This is a genomic window from Variovorax sp. 160MFSha2.1 (assembly GCF_048305075.1).
GTDB classification, from domain to species: Bacteria; Pseudomonadota; Gammaproteobacteria; order Burkholderiales; family Burkholderiaceae_C; genus Variovorax; species Variovorax guangxiensis.
This window is the reverse complement of sequence record NZ_CP157624.1, coordinates 3,633,313-3,646,967: the sequence shown is the minus strand read 5'-3', so window position 1 is coordinate 3,646,967 and position 13,655 is coordinate 3,633,313. Positions and strand designations below refer to the sequence as shown.

Sequence of the window (13,655 nt, the reverse complement as noted above, 5' to 3'; positions counted from 1 at the left end):
AGGGCCCGGCCTGGATTTAAAAATACCAATAAAAATGCCCGCTGATGCGGGCATTGCCGGTGAGCGTGGAAGCTTACACCTTCTTGGCAGCGGCCGTGTGGGCCTTGGCCACGTGGCGAACCTTGTGCTTCTTGGCGGCTGCGTGCTTCTTGGCCGAAGCGTGCTTGGCAGCCTTGGCGGCGGGAGCGGGAGCAGCCGGAGCGGGTTCGGCTTGTTGAGCGAAAGCGCCGACTGCGAAGAGACCGGCGACCAGGGCTGCGAGCAGCTTGTTCATGAACATATCCTTTGAAATTCGTTGATCTGGATTGCCCTCCCTGCGGAAGGTAGACATTCAACGGAGGCCACTGCACCCGGTTGACAGCAACGAGGGAGCCTCAGGCGAAAAAAAAGCGCTCCGAAGAGCGCTTTTTTTGCGGGGCAGCCGAATTACTTCGGGGTGCCGCCTTGGGTCGACTTGCGCTTGACGCTGCCGTCCTTGTTGCGACGACGCTGGTCGCGGGTTTCGGCACGCTTCTCGCCAGAGGCAGCAGCCTTGTCGGCACCGATGGCGCCGCCTTCGGGGGTCTTGGCTTCGTCGCCAGCCGGGGCCTTGACCTGGCCAGCGGGCTTGGCAGCCTTCTTGGCTTCGGCGCGTTGCTGCGACTTGCTGTTGGTGGCGTTGCCTTGCTCGGGCGTCGTACCGGCCGGGTTCTGGGCGTAGGCGCCAGCGGCGAACAGGCCGGCGATCATGACTGCGAGAATTTTGCTCATTGATGATTCCTCTATCGAGAATTGGTTGGAAACGCCTCCCGGCGAGCAGAAGGTCAGCCACTAACGACGCCGTCGGGCCGCCGGTTGACAAACGCTTGCTGATGGGTTGCGTCTAAAATGTACAGCGATTTGTTCGCCGGCTGTACAGCTGAATACGCGCCGTGTCTGAATTCGCTGACAGTCGTCAAAAGTACGTCAATCCCGGAGCCGTCCCCTCTCATGACCAGTTATCAGCACATCAAAGTCCCGACCGAAGGCCAGAAGATCACGGTCAACGCCGACAACTCCCTCAATGTGCCTGACCAACCGATCATCCCCTTCATCGAGGGCGACGGTACCGGACTGGATATCACCCCGGTGATGCTGAAAGTGGTGGACGCCGCCGTGGCCAAGGCCTACGGCGGCAAGAAGAAGATCCACTGGATGGAGGTCTACGCCGGCGAGAAGTCGACCAAGGTCTACGGCCCCGACGTCTGGCTTCCCGAGGAAACGCTGCACGCCGTGCGCGACTACGTTGTTTCCATCAAGGGCCCGCTGACCACGCCGGTCGGCGGCGGCATCCGCTCCCTGAACGTCGCGCTGCGGCAGGAGCTCGACCTCTACGTCTGCCTGCGCCCCATCCAGTACTTCGAGGGCGTTCCCAGCCCGGTGCGCGAGCCGCACAAGACCAACATGGTGATCTTTCGCGAGAACTCGGAAGACATCTACGCCGGCATCGAGTTCGAGGCCGAAAGCGAGAAGGCGAAGAAGCTCATCAAGTTCCTGCAGGACGAGATGGGCGTCAAGAAGATCCGCTTCCCGAACACCTCGGGCATCGGCGTCAAGCCCGTATCGCGGGAAGGCACCGAGCGCCTCGTGCGCAAGGCGCTGCAGTACGCAATCGACAACGACAAGCCCAGCGTCACCCTGGTTCACAAGGGCAACATCATGAAGTTCACCGAAGGTGGCTTCCGTGACTGGGGCTACGGCCTCGCGGCCAAGGAGTTCGGTGCCGAACTGATCGACGGCGGCCCGTGGATGAAATTCAAGAACCCGAAGACGGGCAAGGAGATCACCGTCAAGGACAGCATCGCCGATGCATTCCTGCAGCAGATCCTGCTGCGTCCCGCCGAATACAGCGTGATCGCCACGCTCAACCTCAACGGCGACTACGTTTCCGACGCCCTGGCTGCGCAGGTAGGCGGCATCGGCATCGCCCCGGGCGCGAACCTGAGCGACACCGTCGCCATGTTCGAGGCCACCCACGGCACGGCCCCCAAGTACGCTGGCAAGGACTATGTGAACCCCGGCTCCGAGATCCTCTCGGCCGAGATGATGCTGCGTCACATGGGCTGGAAGGAGGCCGCCGACCTGATCATCAGCTCGATGGAAAAATCCATCGCCAGCAAGAAGGTCACCTACGACTTCGCCCGCCTGATGGACGGCGCTACGCAGGTGAGCTGCTCGGGCTTCGGTCAGGTGATGATCGACAACATGTAATTGCTGCGCTTCGACGTCCATGGCGGCGTTGCGGTAAACGAGGAGCCCTTGAACTTTCCGGAAGGAATTCAAGGGCTTTTTGCTGCTTCTTCAGTCAATTGCTGCGGACTTTTTTGCCTAAAACTCCTGCCTGGGGCACCGTTGCGGAAATACTGTCGCAACGGCCGCAAACCCCTTGAATTGTCGGATACGCGCCACCACGTTTTTTTCGCTCGGCACGGCGCTGGCACGCTCTATAGAATGATTTTCATGGCAACGAGAATTCCAAAAACTCCCAGCGCTCCACCGGCCCAGAAACCGGCTGGGGACGACGGGGATTCGGTCGTCCTGGAGCGCCGGCCGCAGAAAACCGCGCCGCCCCAGATGTACCAGGTGGTGATGCTGAACGACGACTACACGCCCATGGAGTTCGTGATCGTCGTGCTCCAGGAATATTTCAGCAAGGATCGCGAAACCGCGACCCAGATCATGCTCAAGATCCACCTCGATGGCCGGGGCGTCTGTGGGGTCTATTCCCGCGACATGGCGGCCACCAAGGTCAACCAGGTAATGGAAGCCGCCCAGCAGGCGGGGCATCCACTCCAGTGCGTCAGTGAACCTGTTGCATGAACCAGTTGAATTGCGCAAGCTCCAACCCATCTGAGAACTTATTTACAGCAAGGCAAAAGGAAATCACATGATTGCCCAGGAACTGGAAGTCAGCTTGCACATGGCCTTCGTAGAGGCCCGGCAGCAACGCCACGAGTTCATCACCGTGGAACATCTGCTGCTCGCTTTGCTGGACAACCCGAGCGCCGCGGAAGTTCTGCGCGCCTGCTCGGCCAACGTCGACGACCTGCGGGCGTCGCTCACCAACTTCATCAAGGACAACACGCCCCAGGTGGCGGGTACCGACGATGTCGACACCCAGCCCACCCTGGGTTTCCAGCGCGTGATCCAGCGCGCCATCATGCATGTGCAGTCCACCGGCAACGGCAAGAAGGAAGTCACCGGCGCCAACGTGCTGGTCGCGATCTTCGGCGAGAAGGACTCGCACGCCGTGTACTACCTGCACCAGCAGGGCGTCACCCGCCTCGACGTGGTCAACTTCATCGCCCACGGCATCAAGAAGAGCGATCCGCCGGAAGCCGTCAAGGGCAGCGGCGAAGCTCCCTCGGGCGAAGGTGAAGAGGGCGGCGGCGAGCGCAACGAGAAGGCTTCGCCGCTCGAGCAGTTCACCCAGAACCTCAACCAGATGGCCAAGGACGGCAAGATCGACCCGCTGATCGGCCGCGAGTACGAGGTCGAGCGCGTCATCCAGATCCTGTGCCGCCGGCGCAAGAACAACCCGCTGCTGGTGGGCGAAGCCGGCGTGGGCAAGACCGCCATCGCCGAGGGCCTCGCATGGCGCATCACGCAGGGCGACGTGCCGGAGATCCTGGCCGAGTCGAACGTGTTCTCGCTCGACATGGGCGCGCTGCTGGCCGGCACCAAGTACCGCGGCGATTTCGAGCAGCGCCTGAAGGGCGTGCTCAAGTCGCTCAAGGACAAGCCGAACGCCATCCTCTTCATCGACGAGATCCACACCCTGATCGGTGCGGGCGCAGCCTCGGGCGGCACGCTCGACGCGTCCAACCTGCTCAAGCCGGCGCTTTCCAGCGGCCAGCTCAAGTGCATCGGCGCGACCACCTTCACCGAATACCGCGGCATCTTCGAGAAGGACGCGGCCCTGTCGCGCCGTTTCCAGAAGGTCGACGTGGTCGAGCCGTCGGTGCAGGAAACCGTTGACATCCTGAAGGGCCTGAAGTCGCGCTTCGAGGAGCACCATGGCGTGAAGTACGCCGTGGCGGCCCTGCAGGCCGCGGCCGAGCTCAGCGCGAAGTACATCAATGACCGTCACCTGCCCGACAAGGCGATCGACGTCATCGACGAAGCCGGCGCCGCCCAGCGCATCCTGCCGCCGAGCAAGCGCAAGAAGACCATCAGCAAGACCGAGGTCGAGGAAATCGTCGCGAAGATCGCGCGCATTCCCCCGGCCAACGTCAGCAACGACGACCGCAGCAAGCTGCAGACCATCGAGCGCGACCTCAAGAGCGTGGTGTTCGGCCAGGACAAGGCTCTCGAAGTGCTCGCCTCGGCGGTCAAGATGGCGCGTTCCGGCCTGGGCAAGGGCGACAAGCCGATCGGCTCGTTCCTGTTCTCCGGCCCCACCGGTGTGGGCAAGACCGAAGCCGCGAAGCAGCTTGCCTACATCATGGGCATCGAGCTGATCCGCTTCGACATGTCGGAATACATGGAACGCCATGCGGTGAGCCGCCTGATCGGCGCGCCTCCGGGCTACGTCGGTTTCGACCAGGGCGGCCTGCTGACCGAGGCCATCACGAAGAAGCCGCACGCGGTGCTGCTGCTCGACGAAATCGAGAAGGCGCACCCGGACATCTTCAACGTGCTGCTGCAGGTCATGGACCATGGCACGCTGACCGATAACAACGGGCGCAAGGCCGACTTCCGCAACGTCATCATCATCATGACGACGAACGCGGGTGCCGAGACCATGAACAAGGCGACCATCGGCTTCACCAACCCGAGGCAGGCCGGCGACGAAATGGGCGACATCAAGCGCCTGTTCTCGCCCGAGTTCCGCAACCGGCTGGACGCCATCGTCAACTTCAAGGCGCTCGACGAACAGGTCATCCTGCGCGTGGTCGACAAGTTCCTGCTGCAGCTGGAAACCCAGCTCGGCGAGAAGAAGGTGGAAGTCACCTTCAGCGACAAGCTGCGCAAGCACCTGGCGAAGAAGGGCTTCGATCCGCTGATGGGCGCACGCCCGATGCAGCGCCTGATCCAGGACACGATCCGTCGTGCGCTGGCCGACGAGCTGCTGTTCGGACGCCTGACCGACGGTGGCCGCCTCGAAGTCGACCTCGACGACAAGGACGAAGTGCTGCTCGACATCCAGCCCCTTCCGAAGAAGGAAGGCAAGCAGAAACCCGAAGCAGAAGAAGCAGCGGCAGGCTGAATGAGCCCGCAGCGGTTTCTGCAATGAAGTCAAAGGCCGGTAGCATCGCTACCGGCCTTTTTCTTTGCGGCCACGCATATCGAACCGCGCACCAGCACCAACCGTTTTTCCACCTTGATCCTCCCCGAACTCAGCCACGAATGGAAAACCGGCCTCTCCCTGGCATGGAGCGGCTACATCGCGGTGTTGTCGGTCTGGATCGTGATGCAGAAGCGCGCGCCGGTCTCGACGATGAGCTGGATCCTCTCGCTGGCGCTGCTGCCGTTCGCGGGCTTCGTCGTCTACTACTTCCTCGGGCCGCAGCGGCTGAAGAAGCAGCGCCTGAAGCGCCTGCGCAGCCGCGCCAGTGCCTTCGCCCAGGCCGACGTGGCGCGGCTGCGCGACGCGGCGCGCGACGCTCCTCCAGCGCTGCAACAGATGGCCAAGCTGGGCACCGCGACCTGCGGCCTGCCGGTGTCCAGCGCGCTCGATGTCGAACTGCTCTCCGGCGGCGCGCGCACCTTCGACGCGATCTTCGACGCCGTGCGCGCCGCGCGGAACCACATCCACCTCGAGTACTACATCTTCGAGCCCGACCGCATCGGCACCGCGCTGCGCGACCTTCTGATCGAACGCGCGAAGGAGGGCGTGGCGGTGCGCCTGCTGATCGACGCGCTGGGCTCCAAGCGCATAGGCCGCAAGTTCATGGCGCCGATGCTCGACGCGGGCGTCAAGGTGGCGCTGTTCCACGACACCAAGATCGGACGCCGCCTGCGCCCTGTGACCAACTACCGCACCCACCGCAAGATCGTTGTGTGCGACGGCCGCGTGGGCTTCACCGGCGGCGTGAACATCACCGACGAGGAAGACAAGCGCACCAACCCCGACGCGTATCACGACGTGCACCTGCGCGTCGAAGGCAGCGCGGTGCGCTGGCTGCAGACCACCTTCTTGGAAGACTGGACCTACGCCACAGGCGAAGATCCGCGCGGCATGGACGACGCGCTGAACGCCATGCTGCCGCAGCTGGAGGCCGGCGACATCCCGGTGCAGATCGTCACCAGCGGCCCCGACAGCCCGATGGAAGCCATCCACCGCATGCACGTCGAGGCCATCCATTCGGCCACGCACCGCGCCTGGCTCACCACGCCGTACTTCGTGCCCGGCGAGCCGGCGCTGATGGCGCTCACGAGCGCCGCGCTGCGCGGTGTCGATGTGCGCCTGCTGGTGCCGCGCCGAAGCGACTCGGCCGTCGTGAGCGCCGCCGCGCGTTCGTACTTCGACGAGCTGATCGCCGCCGGCGTGAAGGTCTGGGAGTACAAGGCGCGCATGCTCCATTCCAAGACCCTGGTGGTGGACGACCATTGCGCGATGATCGGCACCGCCAATTTCGACAACCGCAGCTTCCGCCTCAACTTCGAGGTCTGCGCGGTGGTCTACGGCCCCGAGCTGACCCGCCCGCTGGCGGCGCAGTTCGAGACCGACCTGCACAGCTGCGGCGCGGTGCGCGCCAACCGGCGCCAGGGTTTCTGGCGCCGCCTCGGCGACGCGATCGCACGCCTGTTTTCACCCTTGCTCTGAATGAACCACACCTTTCTCTGGCACGACTACGAAACCTTCGGCGCGGTGCCGCGCCGCGACCGTCCCTCGCAGTTCGCGGCCATCCGCACGGACGCCGAGCTCAACGAAGTCGGCGAGCCGCTGATGATCTACTGCAAGCCCGCGCCGGACTACCTGCCCAGCCCCGAGGCCTGCCTCATCACCGGCATCACGCCGCAGCTGTGCCTGGAGCGCGGCATTCCCGAGCATGAGTTCGCCGCCCGTATCGAGAAGGCGTTCTCGCAGCCCGGCACCATCGGCGTGGGCTACAACACCATCCGCTTCGACGACGAGGTCACGCGCTTCCTGTTCTGGCGCAACCTGATCGACCCGTACGCGCGCGAATGGCAGAACGAATGCGGCCGCTGGGACCTGCTGGACGTGGTGCGCCTCACTTATGCGCTGCGCCCAGAGGGCATCGAGTGGCCGAAGAAGGAGGACGGCAAGCCCAGCTTCAAGCTCGAAGACCTGGCACGCGCCAACGGCCTGCTGCACGAATCGGCGCACGATGCGCTGTCGGACGTGCGCGCCACCATCGCGCTGGCGCGCCTCATCCGCAGCAAGCAGCCCAAGCTGTTCGACTTCGCCTTCGGCCTGCACAGGAAGGACCGCGTCGCCACCGAGCTGGGCCTGCCCGCGACGCGCGAGACCGCCAAGCCCTTCCTGCACGTCTCGGGCATGTTCCCGGTCGAGCGCGGCTGCCTTGCAGTGATGTGGCCGCTGGCCAGCCACCCCACCAACAAGAACGAACTGCTGGCCTGGGACCTGGCCCACGACCCCAGCGAGCTGCGCGACATCGACGTCGAGACGCTGCGGCTGCGCCTCTTTACCCGCACGGCCGACCTGCCCGAGGGCGTGGTGCGCCTGCCGATCAAGGGCGTGCACCTCAACAAGTCGCCGATGGTGGTCGGCAACCTGCGCACGCTCGCGGCGCCCATGGCCGAGCGCTGGGGCGTCGATCTCGAAGCGGCGATGCGCCACGCGGCCATTGCGCGCGACCTGCCCGACATGAGCGCGATCTGGTCGCAGGTCTACGCCCGGCCCAAGGAGGCCACGCCCGATGTCGATGAAGACCTGTACGGCGGCTTCGTCGGCAACGCCGACCGGCGGCGCCTGAACCAGCTGCGCGGCTTGTCGCCAGAGGAGCTGGCCAAGGATCGCACGGGCTTCGACGATGGCCGTCTGGAAGAGGTCCTCTTCCGCTATCGCGCGCGCAACTGGCCGCAACTGCTGAACGAGGACGAGACCGAGCGCTGGGAATCGCTGCGTGTCGCGAAGCTCTTCAAGGGCGAGGGCGGGGCGCGCACCATCGAAATGCTGTTCAGCGAAGTCGACGCGCTCTCCGAGAACGCCGACGAGCGTGGAGAAGAGATCCTCGGCGCGCTCTACGAATACGCCGAGGCCATCGCGCCCGAGGCCTGAGCAACGCAACCGAGCGCCCAGCCCATGAGCCTGACGATCAACGCCGAACTGTCGAAGGGGCTCGAAAGCTACGGGCTCTTCCTGTCCGACGGCTGCCTTCTGCCGACGCCGTTCCGCTTCGAGACTCCGGTGCGCATCTGGCACTCGGCCCAGCTGCATGCGAGTTGCTCCGTGGGTGCGTATACGAGCATCTCGCCCGGCGCGCTGCTCGTCGACGTGCGCATGGGGCGCTATTGCTCCATCGGCGACGGCGTGCAGACCCTGTCGGACCATCCGGCCGACTGGTTCACCACGCACATGCTGGCCTATGCGCCGAATTTCCCCGAGCCGTACCGCCACCAGTCGGTCGGCCAGTTTCCGTCGCACTCGCCGGTGACCATCGGCAACGACGTGTGGATCGGCTCGCGCGTCAGCCTCAAGAGTGGCATCACCGTCGGCGACGGCGCGGTGATCGGCGCGGGCGCGGTGGTGACGCGCGACGTGGCGCCCTTCACCGTGGTGGGCGGCGTGCCTGCCAAGGTGATCCGCCAGCGCTTTCCCGACGCACTGGTCGAGCGCATCCGCGCCTGCCCCTGGTGGGACTGGGACCTGCGCACTCTGGCGCTGGACTGGCGGCGCCCCGAAGCCGCCCAGTCGATGCTGGAGGAGGCCGTTGCCGAAAACCGCCTTTCGCGCTGGAATCCCGGCTGGCGGCTGCTCGACCGCGGCCAGCCGCCCGCCGAGGGCCAGCCCGCGCCGCTGGTCTTTCTGCCGGGCTGAACAACGACGATGCAAGGAGGTGCGCGCATGACAACCAGAAGAGCGACCCTGTCTGCTGTCCGCGTCGCGCTTGCGGCCGCCGGGGCCACCCTGGCGCTGGTCGGCTGCGGCACCTTGCCGCCCCCGGGGGCTGGCGGCGCAAGGGCCTGCGGGAGCGGCTTCGAGACCTTCGAGCGCGACACCCTGTTTTTCGGCCGTGCCATTCCCTCGGGCGGCCAGGTGTCGGACGCCGAGTGGACCGCCTTCCTCGACGGCACCGTGACACCCGCGTTCCCGCAGGGCCTGACGGTGATCGATGCGGCGGGCCAGTGGCGAGGCGTGTCGGGCGAGGTGGTGCGCGAGCGCTCCAAGCTGGTCGTGCTGCTGCATGCGCGCAGCGAGAAGGACGACGCCGCCATCGCCGCCATCATCGGCGCGTACCGCCAGAGGTTCGCGCAGGAAGCCGTGCTGCAGGAGAGGCAGGCTGTCTGTGTCCGTTTCTGAGGCCTTGCCGCGCGATCGCAACGTCGTCCGCCGCCTGAGCGCGGCCGACGCCGAGGCCTATCGCGCCGTGATGCTCGACGCCTACGCCAGGCACCCCAGCGCCTTCACCTCCACGGTGGAGGAGCGTGCCGCCTTGCCGCTGAGCTGGTGGATGGAGCGCCTCGGGGCCGCAGATGGTGCGAGCGGCGACAGCGTGGTCTACGGCGCATTCGACGACAGCGGCGCGCTGGTCGGCGCGGCTGGCCTGAGCTTCGAGACGCGCGAGCGAGCCAGCCACAAGGCCACGCTGTTCGGCATGTCGGTGAAGGCCTCTGCGCGACGCGTGGGCTTCGGCCGCCGGCTGGTGCTAGCCTTGCTCGACCACGCGCGGGCGCGCGCCGGCCTGCGGGTGGTGCAACTCACGGTCACCGAGGGCAACGAAGCCGCGCAGAAACTCTACGAGGACTGCGGCTTCCGCAGCTTCGGCGTCGAGCCGATGGCCATTGCGCTCGGTGGTGCCTTGCTTGGAAAGGTGCACATGTGGTGCGACCTCGGCGAGGGCCGGGCCTGACCCTTGGAGCTTGTCAGGCCGATGGCGCGGGTTCCGCGTCCGCCGCAGGCAGCCCGCTCAGGTTCTCGGACCACGCCAGCGCCGAGCGGCACCATATCCGGTGGCGCGGGGCCAGCAGTGCGCGCTGCGCCAGCGGGCCGATGCGAAGCGTGTAGCTGGGAGGCGTGTCGCTGTCGGCGCTGGCCCAGACCGGCGTACCGCAGTTCTCGCAGAAGCTCTGCCGGCGCAGCACGCCGCTGTCGGCCGTCTTCACGTAGCCGCGGGGCTTGCCGCTCAGCAGCCTGAAGCCGGCGGCGGGCACCGTCACCGACACGCGATACGCCGTGCCCGAGAGCACCTGGCAGTCGGTGCAGTTGCACAGCCCGACCTTCTCGGGATCGACCTCGGCTTCGTAGCTGATCCGGCCGCAATGGCAGGCGCCCTGTACTTTCATCATGCGAACTGGCTCCTTCGAGGGAAAGACCGCCATCCTAGGAACGCAGGCTGCCGTACGCAATGCCGGCTGCCGCCAATCCCCGGCGCGAGCGGCCCACGGCGCGCCCACGTATGCTCGCCCGCATGGACGCCAATTCCGCCGCGCTGGCCGACTTCGCCACGCGCCACCGCAAGCTCTTCGTGCTCACCGGCGCAGGCTGCAGCACCGAATCGGGCATTCCCGACTACCGCGACCTCGACGGCGAGTGGAAGCGCCCGTCGCCCGTCACCTACCAGGCCTTCATGGGCGAGGAATCCACGCGCAAGCGCTACTGGGCGCGCAGCCTGATCGGCTGGCCGACCATGGCGGGCGCACGGCCCGGCGCCGCGCACCGCGCGCTGGCGAAGCTGGGCGACGCGGGGCGCGTCGGCCTGCTGCTCACGCAGAACGTCGACGGCCTGCACGACGCGGCCGGCAGCCGCGGCACCGTCGACCTGCACGGGCGCATCGACACCGTGCGCTGCATGGGCTGCGAGCGGCGCACGCCGCGCTCCGAACTGCAGCTCGAACTGCGGCGGCGCAACCCGCGCTGGGCCGAGCTGGAAGCCCGCGCCGCACCCGACGGCGACGCCGACCTCGAAGGCCGCGATTTCTCCACTTTCGACGTGCCCGCCTGCCCGCACTGCGGTGGCCTGCTCAAGCCCGACGTGGTGTTCTTCGGAGAGAGCGTGCCGAAGGAGCGCGTCGCAGCCGCCTTCGCCGCGCTCGAAGAGGCCGATGCGGTGCTCGTGGCCGGCTCTTCGCTGATGGTCTATTCGGGCTTCCGCTTCGTGCAGGCGGCCGCCGCGGCAGGCAAGCCGGTGGCGGCGGTGAACCTGGGGCGCACGCGGGCCGATGCGCTGCTTTCGCTGAAGGTCGAGCAGCCTGTCGGCGAGGCGCTGACGACGCTCGCGCGGCAGCTGGCCTAGCTCCGGCCGGGCGTCCCGGTCAGCGAGCGGACGAAGGCATCCACCGCCGAGGTGTATGCGCCGGGCTGCCCCAGTTCGTCGTTGATCTGCGCGTGCGAAAGATCTTCCGGCACCACCTCCGCACGGCCACCCGTTGCCCCGATGCGTGCCGCGAACTGCCGCGCCTGCGTGCACGAGCCATCGCGGCGCTGCGTGGAGCACACCAGCAGCATCGGCGGCGCGCCAGGTGCGAGCGCGTCGGAGGGCGACACGCTGCGCCAGAAGGCGGGGTCGCTGCCGAACACGCGGTCGTAGAAGGGCATGTGCCGGCGCTGCATCAGCGCGGCCGTGTCCAGCGCCGCGCTGTCGAGCGCCACGGTGCCGAGCCAAGGGCGGGCGCCTTGCTGCCGCGCGATGGAAGGCGATGCGCTGAGCAGCGCGACGAGGTGCGCGCCAGCCGAATGGCCCATGAGCACGAAGCGGCCGGCGTCGCCGCCCCACGACGGTGCATTCGCCTGCGCGGTGGCGACGGCACGCGCCACGTCCTGCGCCTGCTGCATCACGTCGACCTGCGGCACGAAGCGGTAGCTCACCGAAACGAGGATGAAGCCCTGCTCGCGCACCCAGTGCCCGATCTTCCGGTTGACCACGGATGCGGCTGCCTTGTCGCCGAACATCCAGGCCCCGCCGTGGACCATCACGAGCACCGGCGCGCCTTGCTGCGCCTTCTGCGGCAGGTAGACGTCCATGCGCTGGCGCGGATCGGGGCCGTAGGGCTGGTCTGCCAGCAGGCGCACCCCGGCGGGCGGCGCGGCCGTTTCGCCGCCGGGCTGCTGCGCGTTGGCCGGCGCGAACGCCAGCGCCAGCAGCCAGGTCGCGCAGATCCGTGCAAGACGCTTCATGAAAAGGCTCCCGGTGGACCGATGAGGGCAGGATTTTCGCGCGCCGGCCCTGTAGCAGGGCTGGCCCTAGGGTTCAACCGGCGTGCTTCGGCGCCATCCAGCTCGTCGAGGCGCCCCGGCCCGGAAGGTGCAGGCTGGCCGTGGCGGCCGGCGTCTCGGCCAGCAGGCGGCCCTTGCGGAACACCTTGAGCCGCGCGGCGCGCAGGCGGATCGCCTCGACCGGGTCGCGCGCCTGCAGCAGCACGAAGCTGGCGTCGCGGCCGGCCTCGAGGCCGTAGTTCTCCAGGTGCATCACACGCGCCGCGTTGGTCGTCACCGCCTCGAAGCACTGGCGGATGCCGTCCTGGCTCGTCATCTGCGCCACGTGCAGGCCCATGTGCGCCACTTCGAGCATGTCGCCCGAGCCCATGCCGTACCAGGGGTCCATCACGCAGTCGTGGCCGAAGGCGACGTTCACGCCGGCCGCCATGAGTTCGGGCACGCGCGTCATGCCGCGGCGCTTGGGGTAGGTGTCGTGGCGGCCCTGCAGAGTGATGTTGATGAGCGGGTTGGACACCACCGACACGCCGCTCTGCGCGATCAGCGGCAGCAGCTTGCTCACGTAGTAGTTGTCCATCGAGTGCATCGAGGTGCAGTGCGAGCCGGTCACGCGGCCCTGCAGCGCGAGGCGCTGGGTTTCGAAGGCCAGCGTCTCGATGTGGCGCGAAAGCGGGTCGTCCGACTCGTCGCAGTGCATGTCGACCAGCTTGCCGCGCGCCGCGGCGATCTCGCACAGCAGCTTCACGCTCGCCGCTCCCTCGGCCATGGTGCGCTCGAAATGCGGAATGCCGCCGACCACGTCCACGCCCTTGTCGAGCGCGCGCTCCAGGTTCTCGACGCCGCCGGGCGAGCGCAGCACGCCGTCCTGCGGAAAGGCGACCAGCTGCAGGTCGAGATACGGCGCAACCTTGCGCTTGACATCGAGCAGCGCATCGACTGCCAGCAGGCTTGGGTCGCTGGTGTCCACGTGCGAGCGCACGGCCAGCAATCCCTTGGCCACCGCCCAGTCGCAGTACGCCAGTGCGCGCTCGATCAGCGCGTCTGCCGTCAGCAGCGGCTTGAGTTCGCCCCATAGCGCGATGCCCTCGAGCAGAGTGCCGCTCTGGTTGACGCGCGGCAGGCCGTAGCTCAGCGTGGCGTCCATGTGGAAATGAGGGTCGACGAAGTGGGGCGCGAGCAGCAGGCCCTGCGCGTCGAGCGTTTCGTGTGCCGGCGCATCCAGGCCCTGAGTGATTTCGGCGATGCGTCCGCCCTGCACGGCGACCGACATGCCGGTGCGGCCGTCGGGGAGGGTGGCGTTGGTGATGAGGAGGTCGAGCATCGTGGGGGCCTT

The 13,655-nt window shown here is 66.9% G+C and carries 14 protein-coding genes; 9 read left to right on the top strand and 5 right to left on the bottom strand.

Going from position 1 to position 13,655, the window contains the following annotated elements:
• Window positions 1-73 precede the first annotated feature (73 nt).
• Window positions 74-274, bottom strand: coding sequence for a hypothetical protein (locus ABL838_RS16465; protein ID WP_184637613.1), 201 nt, complete (start codon window positions 272-274; stop codon window positions 74-76).
• 152 nt (window positions 275-426) lie between these two features.
• Window positions 427-750, bottom strand: coding sequence for a cell envelope biogenesis protein TolA (locus ABL838_RS16460; RefSeq protein WP_126020304.1), 324 nt, complete (start codon window positions 748-750; stop codon window positions 427-429).
• Between the two features lie 219 nt (window positions 751-969).
• On the opposite strand from ABL838_RS16460, the gene icd reads away from it, so the two are divergent.
• From icd to ABL838_RS16420, 8 genes are all read left to right on the top strand, one after another.
• Window positions 970-2,229, top strand: a complete 1,260-nt coding sequence (icd, locus tag ABL838_RS16455; protein WP_126020302.1) for an NADP-dependent isocitrate dehydrogenase — start codon at window positions 970-972, stop codon at window positions 2,227-2,229.
• Between the two features lie 249 nt (window positions 2,230-2,478).
• On the top strand, window positions 2,479-2,838 hold the full coding sequence (gene clpS, locus ABL838_RS16450) for an ATP-dependent Clp protease adapter ClpS (RefSeq protein ID WP_126020469.1): 360 nt from the start codon (window positions 2,479-2,481) through the stop codon (window positions 2,836-2,838).
• 67 nt (window positions 2,839-2,905) lie between these two features.
• Window positions 2,906-5,227, top strand: a complete 2,322-nt coding sequence (clpA, locus tag ABL838_RS16445; protein WP_126020299.1) for an ATP-dependent Clp protease ATP-binding subunit ClpA — start codon at window positions 2,906-2,908, stop codon at window positions 5,225-5,227.
• A gap of 114 nt (window positions 5,228-5,341) precedes the next feature.
• Window positions 5,342-6,787 (top strand): cardiolipin synthase, encoded by a 1,446-nt coding sequence (gene cls, locus ABL838_RS16440; protein ID WP_418121191.1) that lies wholly within the window; start codon window positions 5,342-5,344, stop codon window positions 6,785-6,787.
• Window positions 6,788-8,227 carry an exodeoxyribonuclease I gene (gene sbcB, locus ABL838_RS16435; RefSeq protein ID WP_418121190.1) on the top strand — a complete coding sequence of 480 codons (1,440 nt, stop codon included), beginning with the start codon at window positions 6,788-6,790 and terminating at the stop codon, window positions 8,225-8,227. It abuts the gene before it with no gap.
• A gap of 24 nt (window positions 8,228-8,251) precedes the next feature.
• On the top strand, window positions 8,252-8,986 hold the full coding sequence (locus ABL838_RS16430; RefSeq protein ID WP_418121189.1) for a CatB-related O-acetyltransferase: 735 nt from the start codon (window positions 8,252-8,254) through the stop codon (window positions 8,984-8,986).
• Between the two features lie 27 nt (window positions 8,987-9,013).
• A complete protein-coding gene (locus ABL838_RS16425) occupies window positions 9,014-9,469 on the top strand; it encodes a DUF3574 domain-containing protein (protein WP_418121188.1) in 456 nt (151 codons plus the stop codon).
• The gene (locus ABL838_RS16420) at window positions 9,456-10,019 is read left to right on the top strand and encodes a GNAT family N-acetyltransferase (RefSeq protein ID WP_240650511.1); all 564 of its coding nucleotides are present in this window, start codon (window positions 9,456-9,458) and stop codon (window positions 10,017-10,019) included. Before ABL838_RS16425 ends, ABL838_RS16420 begins: the two co-directional genes overlap by 14 nt.
• Window positions 10,020-10,032: 13 nt before the next feature.
• Here the strand turns inward: ABL838_RS16420 and ABL838_RS16415 are convergent, their stop codons facing one another.
• On the bottom strand, window positions 10,033-10,455 hold the full coding sequence (locus ABL838_RS16415) for a GFA family protein (protein WP_418116559.1): 423 nt from the start codon (window positions 10,453-10,455) through the stop codon (window positions 10,033-10,035).
• 122 nt (window positions 10,456-10,577) lie between these two features.
• Here ABL838_RS16415 and ABL838_RS16410 point away from each other — a divergent pair, with 122 nt between their 5' ends.
• Window positions 10,578-11,402, top strand: a complete 825-nt coding sequence (locus ABL838_RS16410) for an NAD-dependent protein deacetylase (RefSeq protein ID WP_260319259.1) — start codon at window positions 10,578-10,580, stop codon at window positions 11,400-11,402.
• Here the strand turns inward: ABL838_RS16410 and ABL838_RS16405 are convergent.
• Entirely contained in the window at window positions 11,399-12,283 is an 885-nt protein-coding gene (locus ABL838_RS16405) for an alpha/beta hydrolase (RefSeq protein WP_418121187.1), read from the bottom strand. The genes ABL838_RS16410 and ABL838_RS16405 overlap by 4 nt on opposite strands.
• Before the next feature lie 73 nt (window positions 12,284-12,356).
• Window positions 12,357-13,643 (bottom strand): amidohydrolase family protein, encoded by a 1,287-nt coding sequence (locus tag ABL838_RS16400; RefSeq protein WP_418121186.1) that lies wholly within the window; start codon window positions 13,641-13,643, stop codon window positions 12,357-12,359.
• Between the last annotated feature and the right edge of the window lie 12 nt (window positions 13,644-13,655).

Bases quoted from the DNA above. Each gene is read 5' to 3' on its own strand.
- sbcB (WP_418121190.1), top strand. From the start codon at position 6,788: ATGAACCACACCTTTCTCTGGCACGACTACGAAACCTTCGGCGCGGTG.
- ABL838_RS16425 (WP_418121188.1), top strand. From the start codon at position 9,014: ATGACAACCAGAAGAGCGACCCTGTCTGCTGTCCGCGTCGCGCTTGCG.
- ABL838_RS16405 (WP_418121187.1), bottom strand. From the start codon at position 12,283: ATGAAGCGTCTTGCACGGATCTGCGCGACCTGGCTGCTGGCGCTGGCG.
- ABL838_RS16410 (WP_260319259.1), top strand. From the start codon at position 10,578: ATGGACGCCAATTCCGCCGCGCTGGCCGACTTCGCCACGCGCCACCGC.
- ABL838_RS16430 (WP_418121189.1), top strand. From the start codon at position 8,252: ATGAGCCTGACGATCAACGCCGAACTGTCGAAGGGGCTCGAAAGCTAC.
- icd (WP_126020302.1), top strand. From the start codon at position 970: ATGACCAGTTATCAGCACATCAAAGTCCCGACCGAAGGCCAGAAGATC.
- ABL838_RS16400 (WP_418121186.1), bottom strand. From the start codon at position 13,643: ATGCTCGACCTCCTCATCACCAACGCCACCCTCCCCGACGGCCGCACC.
- ABL838_RS16460 (WP_126020304.1), bottom strand. From the start codon at position 750: ATGAGCAAAATTCTCGCAGTCATGATCGCCGGCCTGTTCGCCGCTGGC.
- ABL838_RS16415 (WP_418116559.1), bottom strand. From the start codon at position 10,455: ATGATGAAAGTACAGGGCGCCTGCCATTGCGGCCGGATCAGCTACGAA.
- ABL838_RS16465 (WP_184637613.1), bottom strand. From the start codon at position 274: ATGAACAAGCTGCTCGCAGCCCTGGTCGCCGGTCTCTTCGCAGTCGGC.
- clpA (WP_126020299.1), top strand. From the start codon at position 2,906: ATGATTGCCCAGGAACTGGAAGTCAGCTTGCACATGGCCTTCGTAGAG.
- clpS (WP_126020469.1), top strand. From the start codon at position 2,479: ATGGCAACGAGAATTCCAAAAACTCCCAGCGCTCCACCGGCCCAGAAA.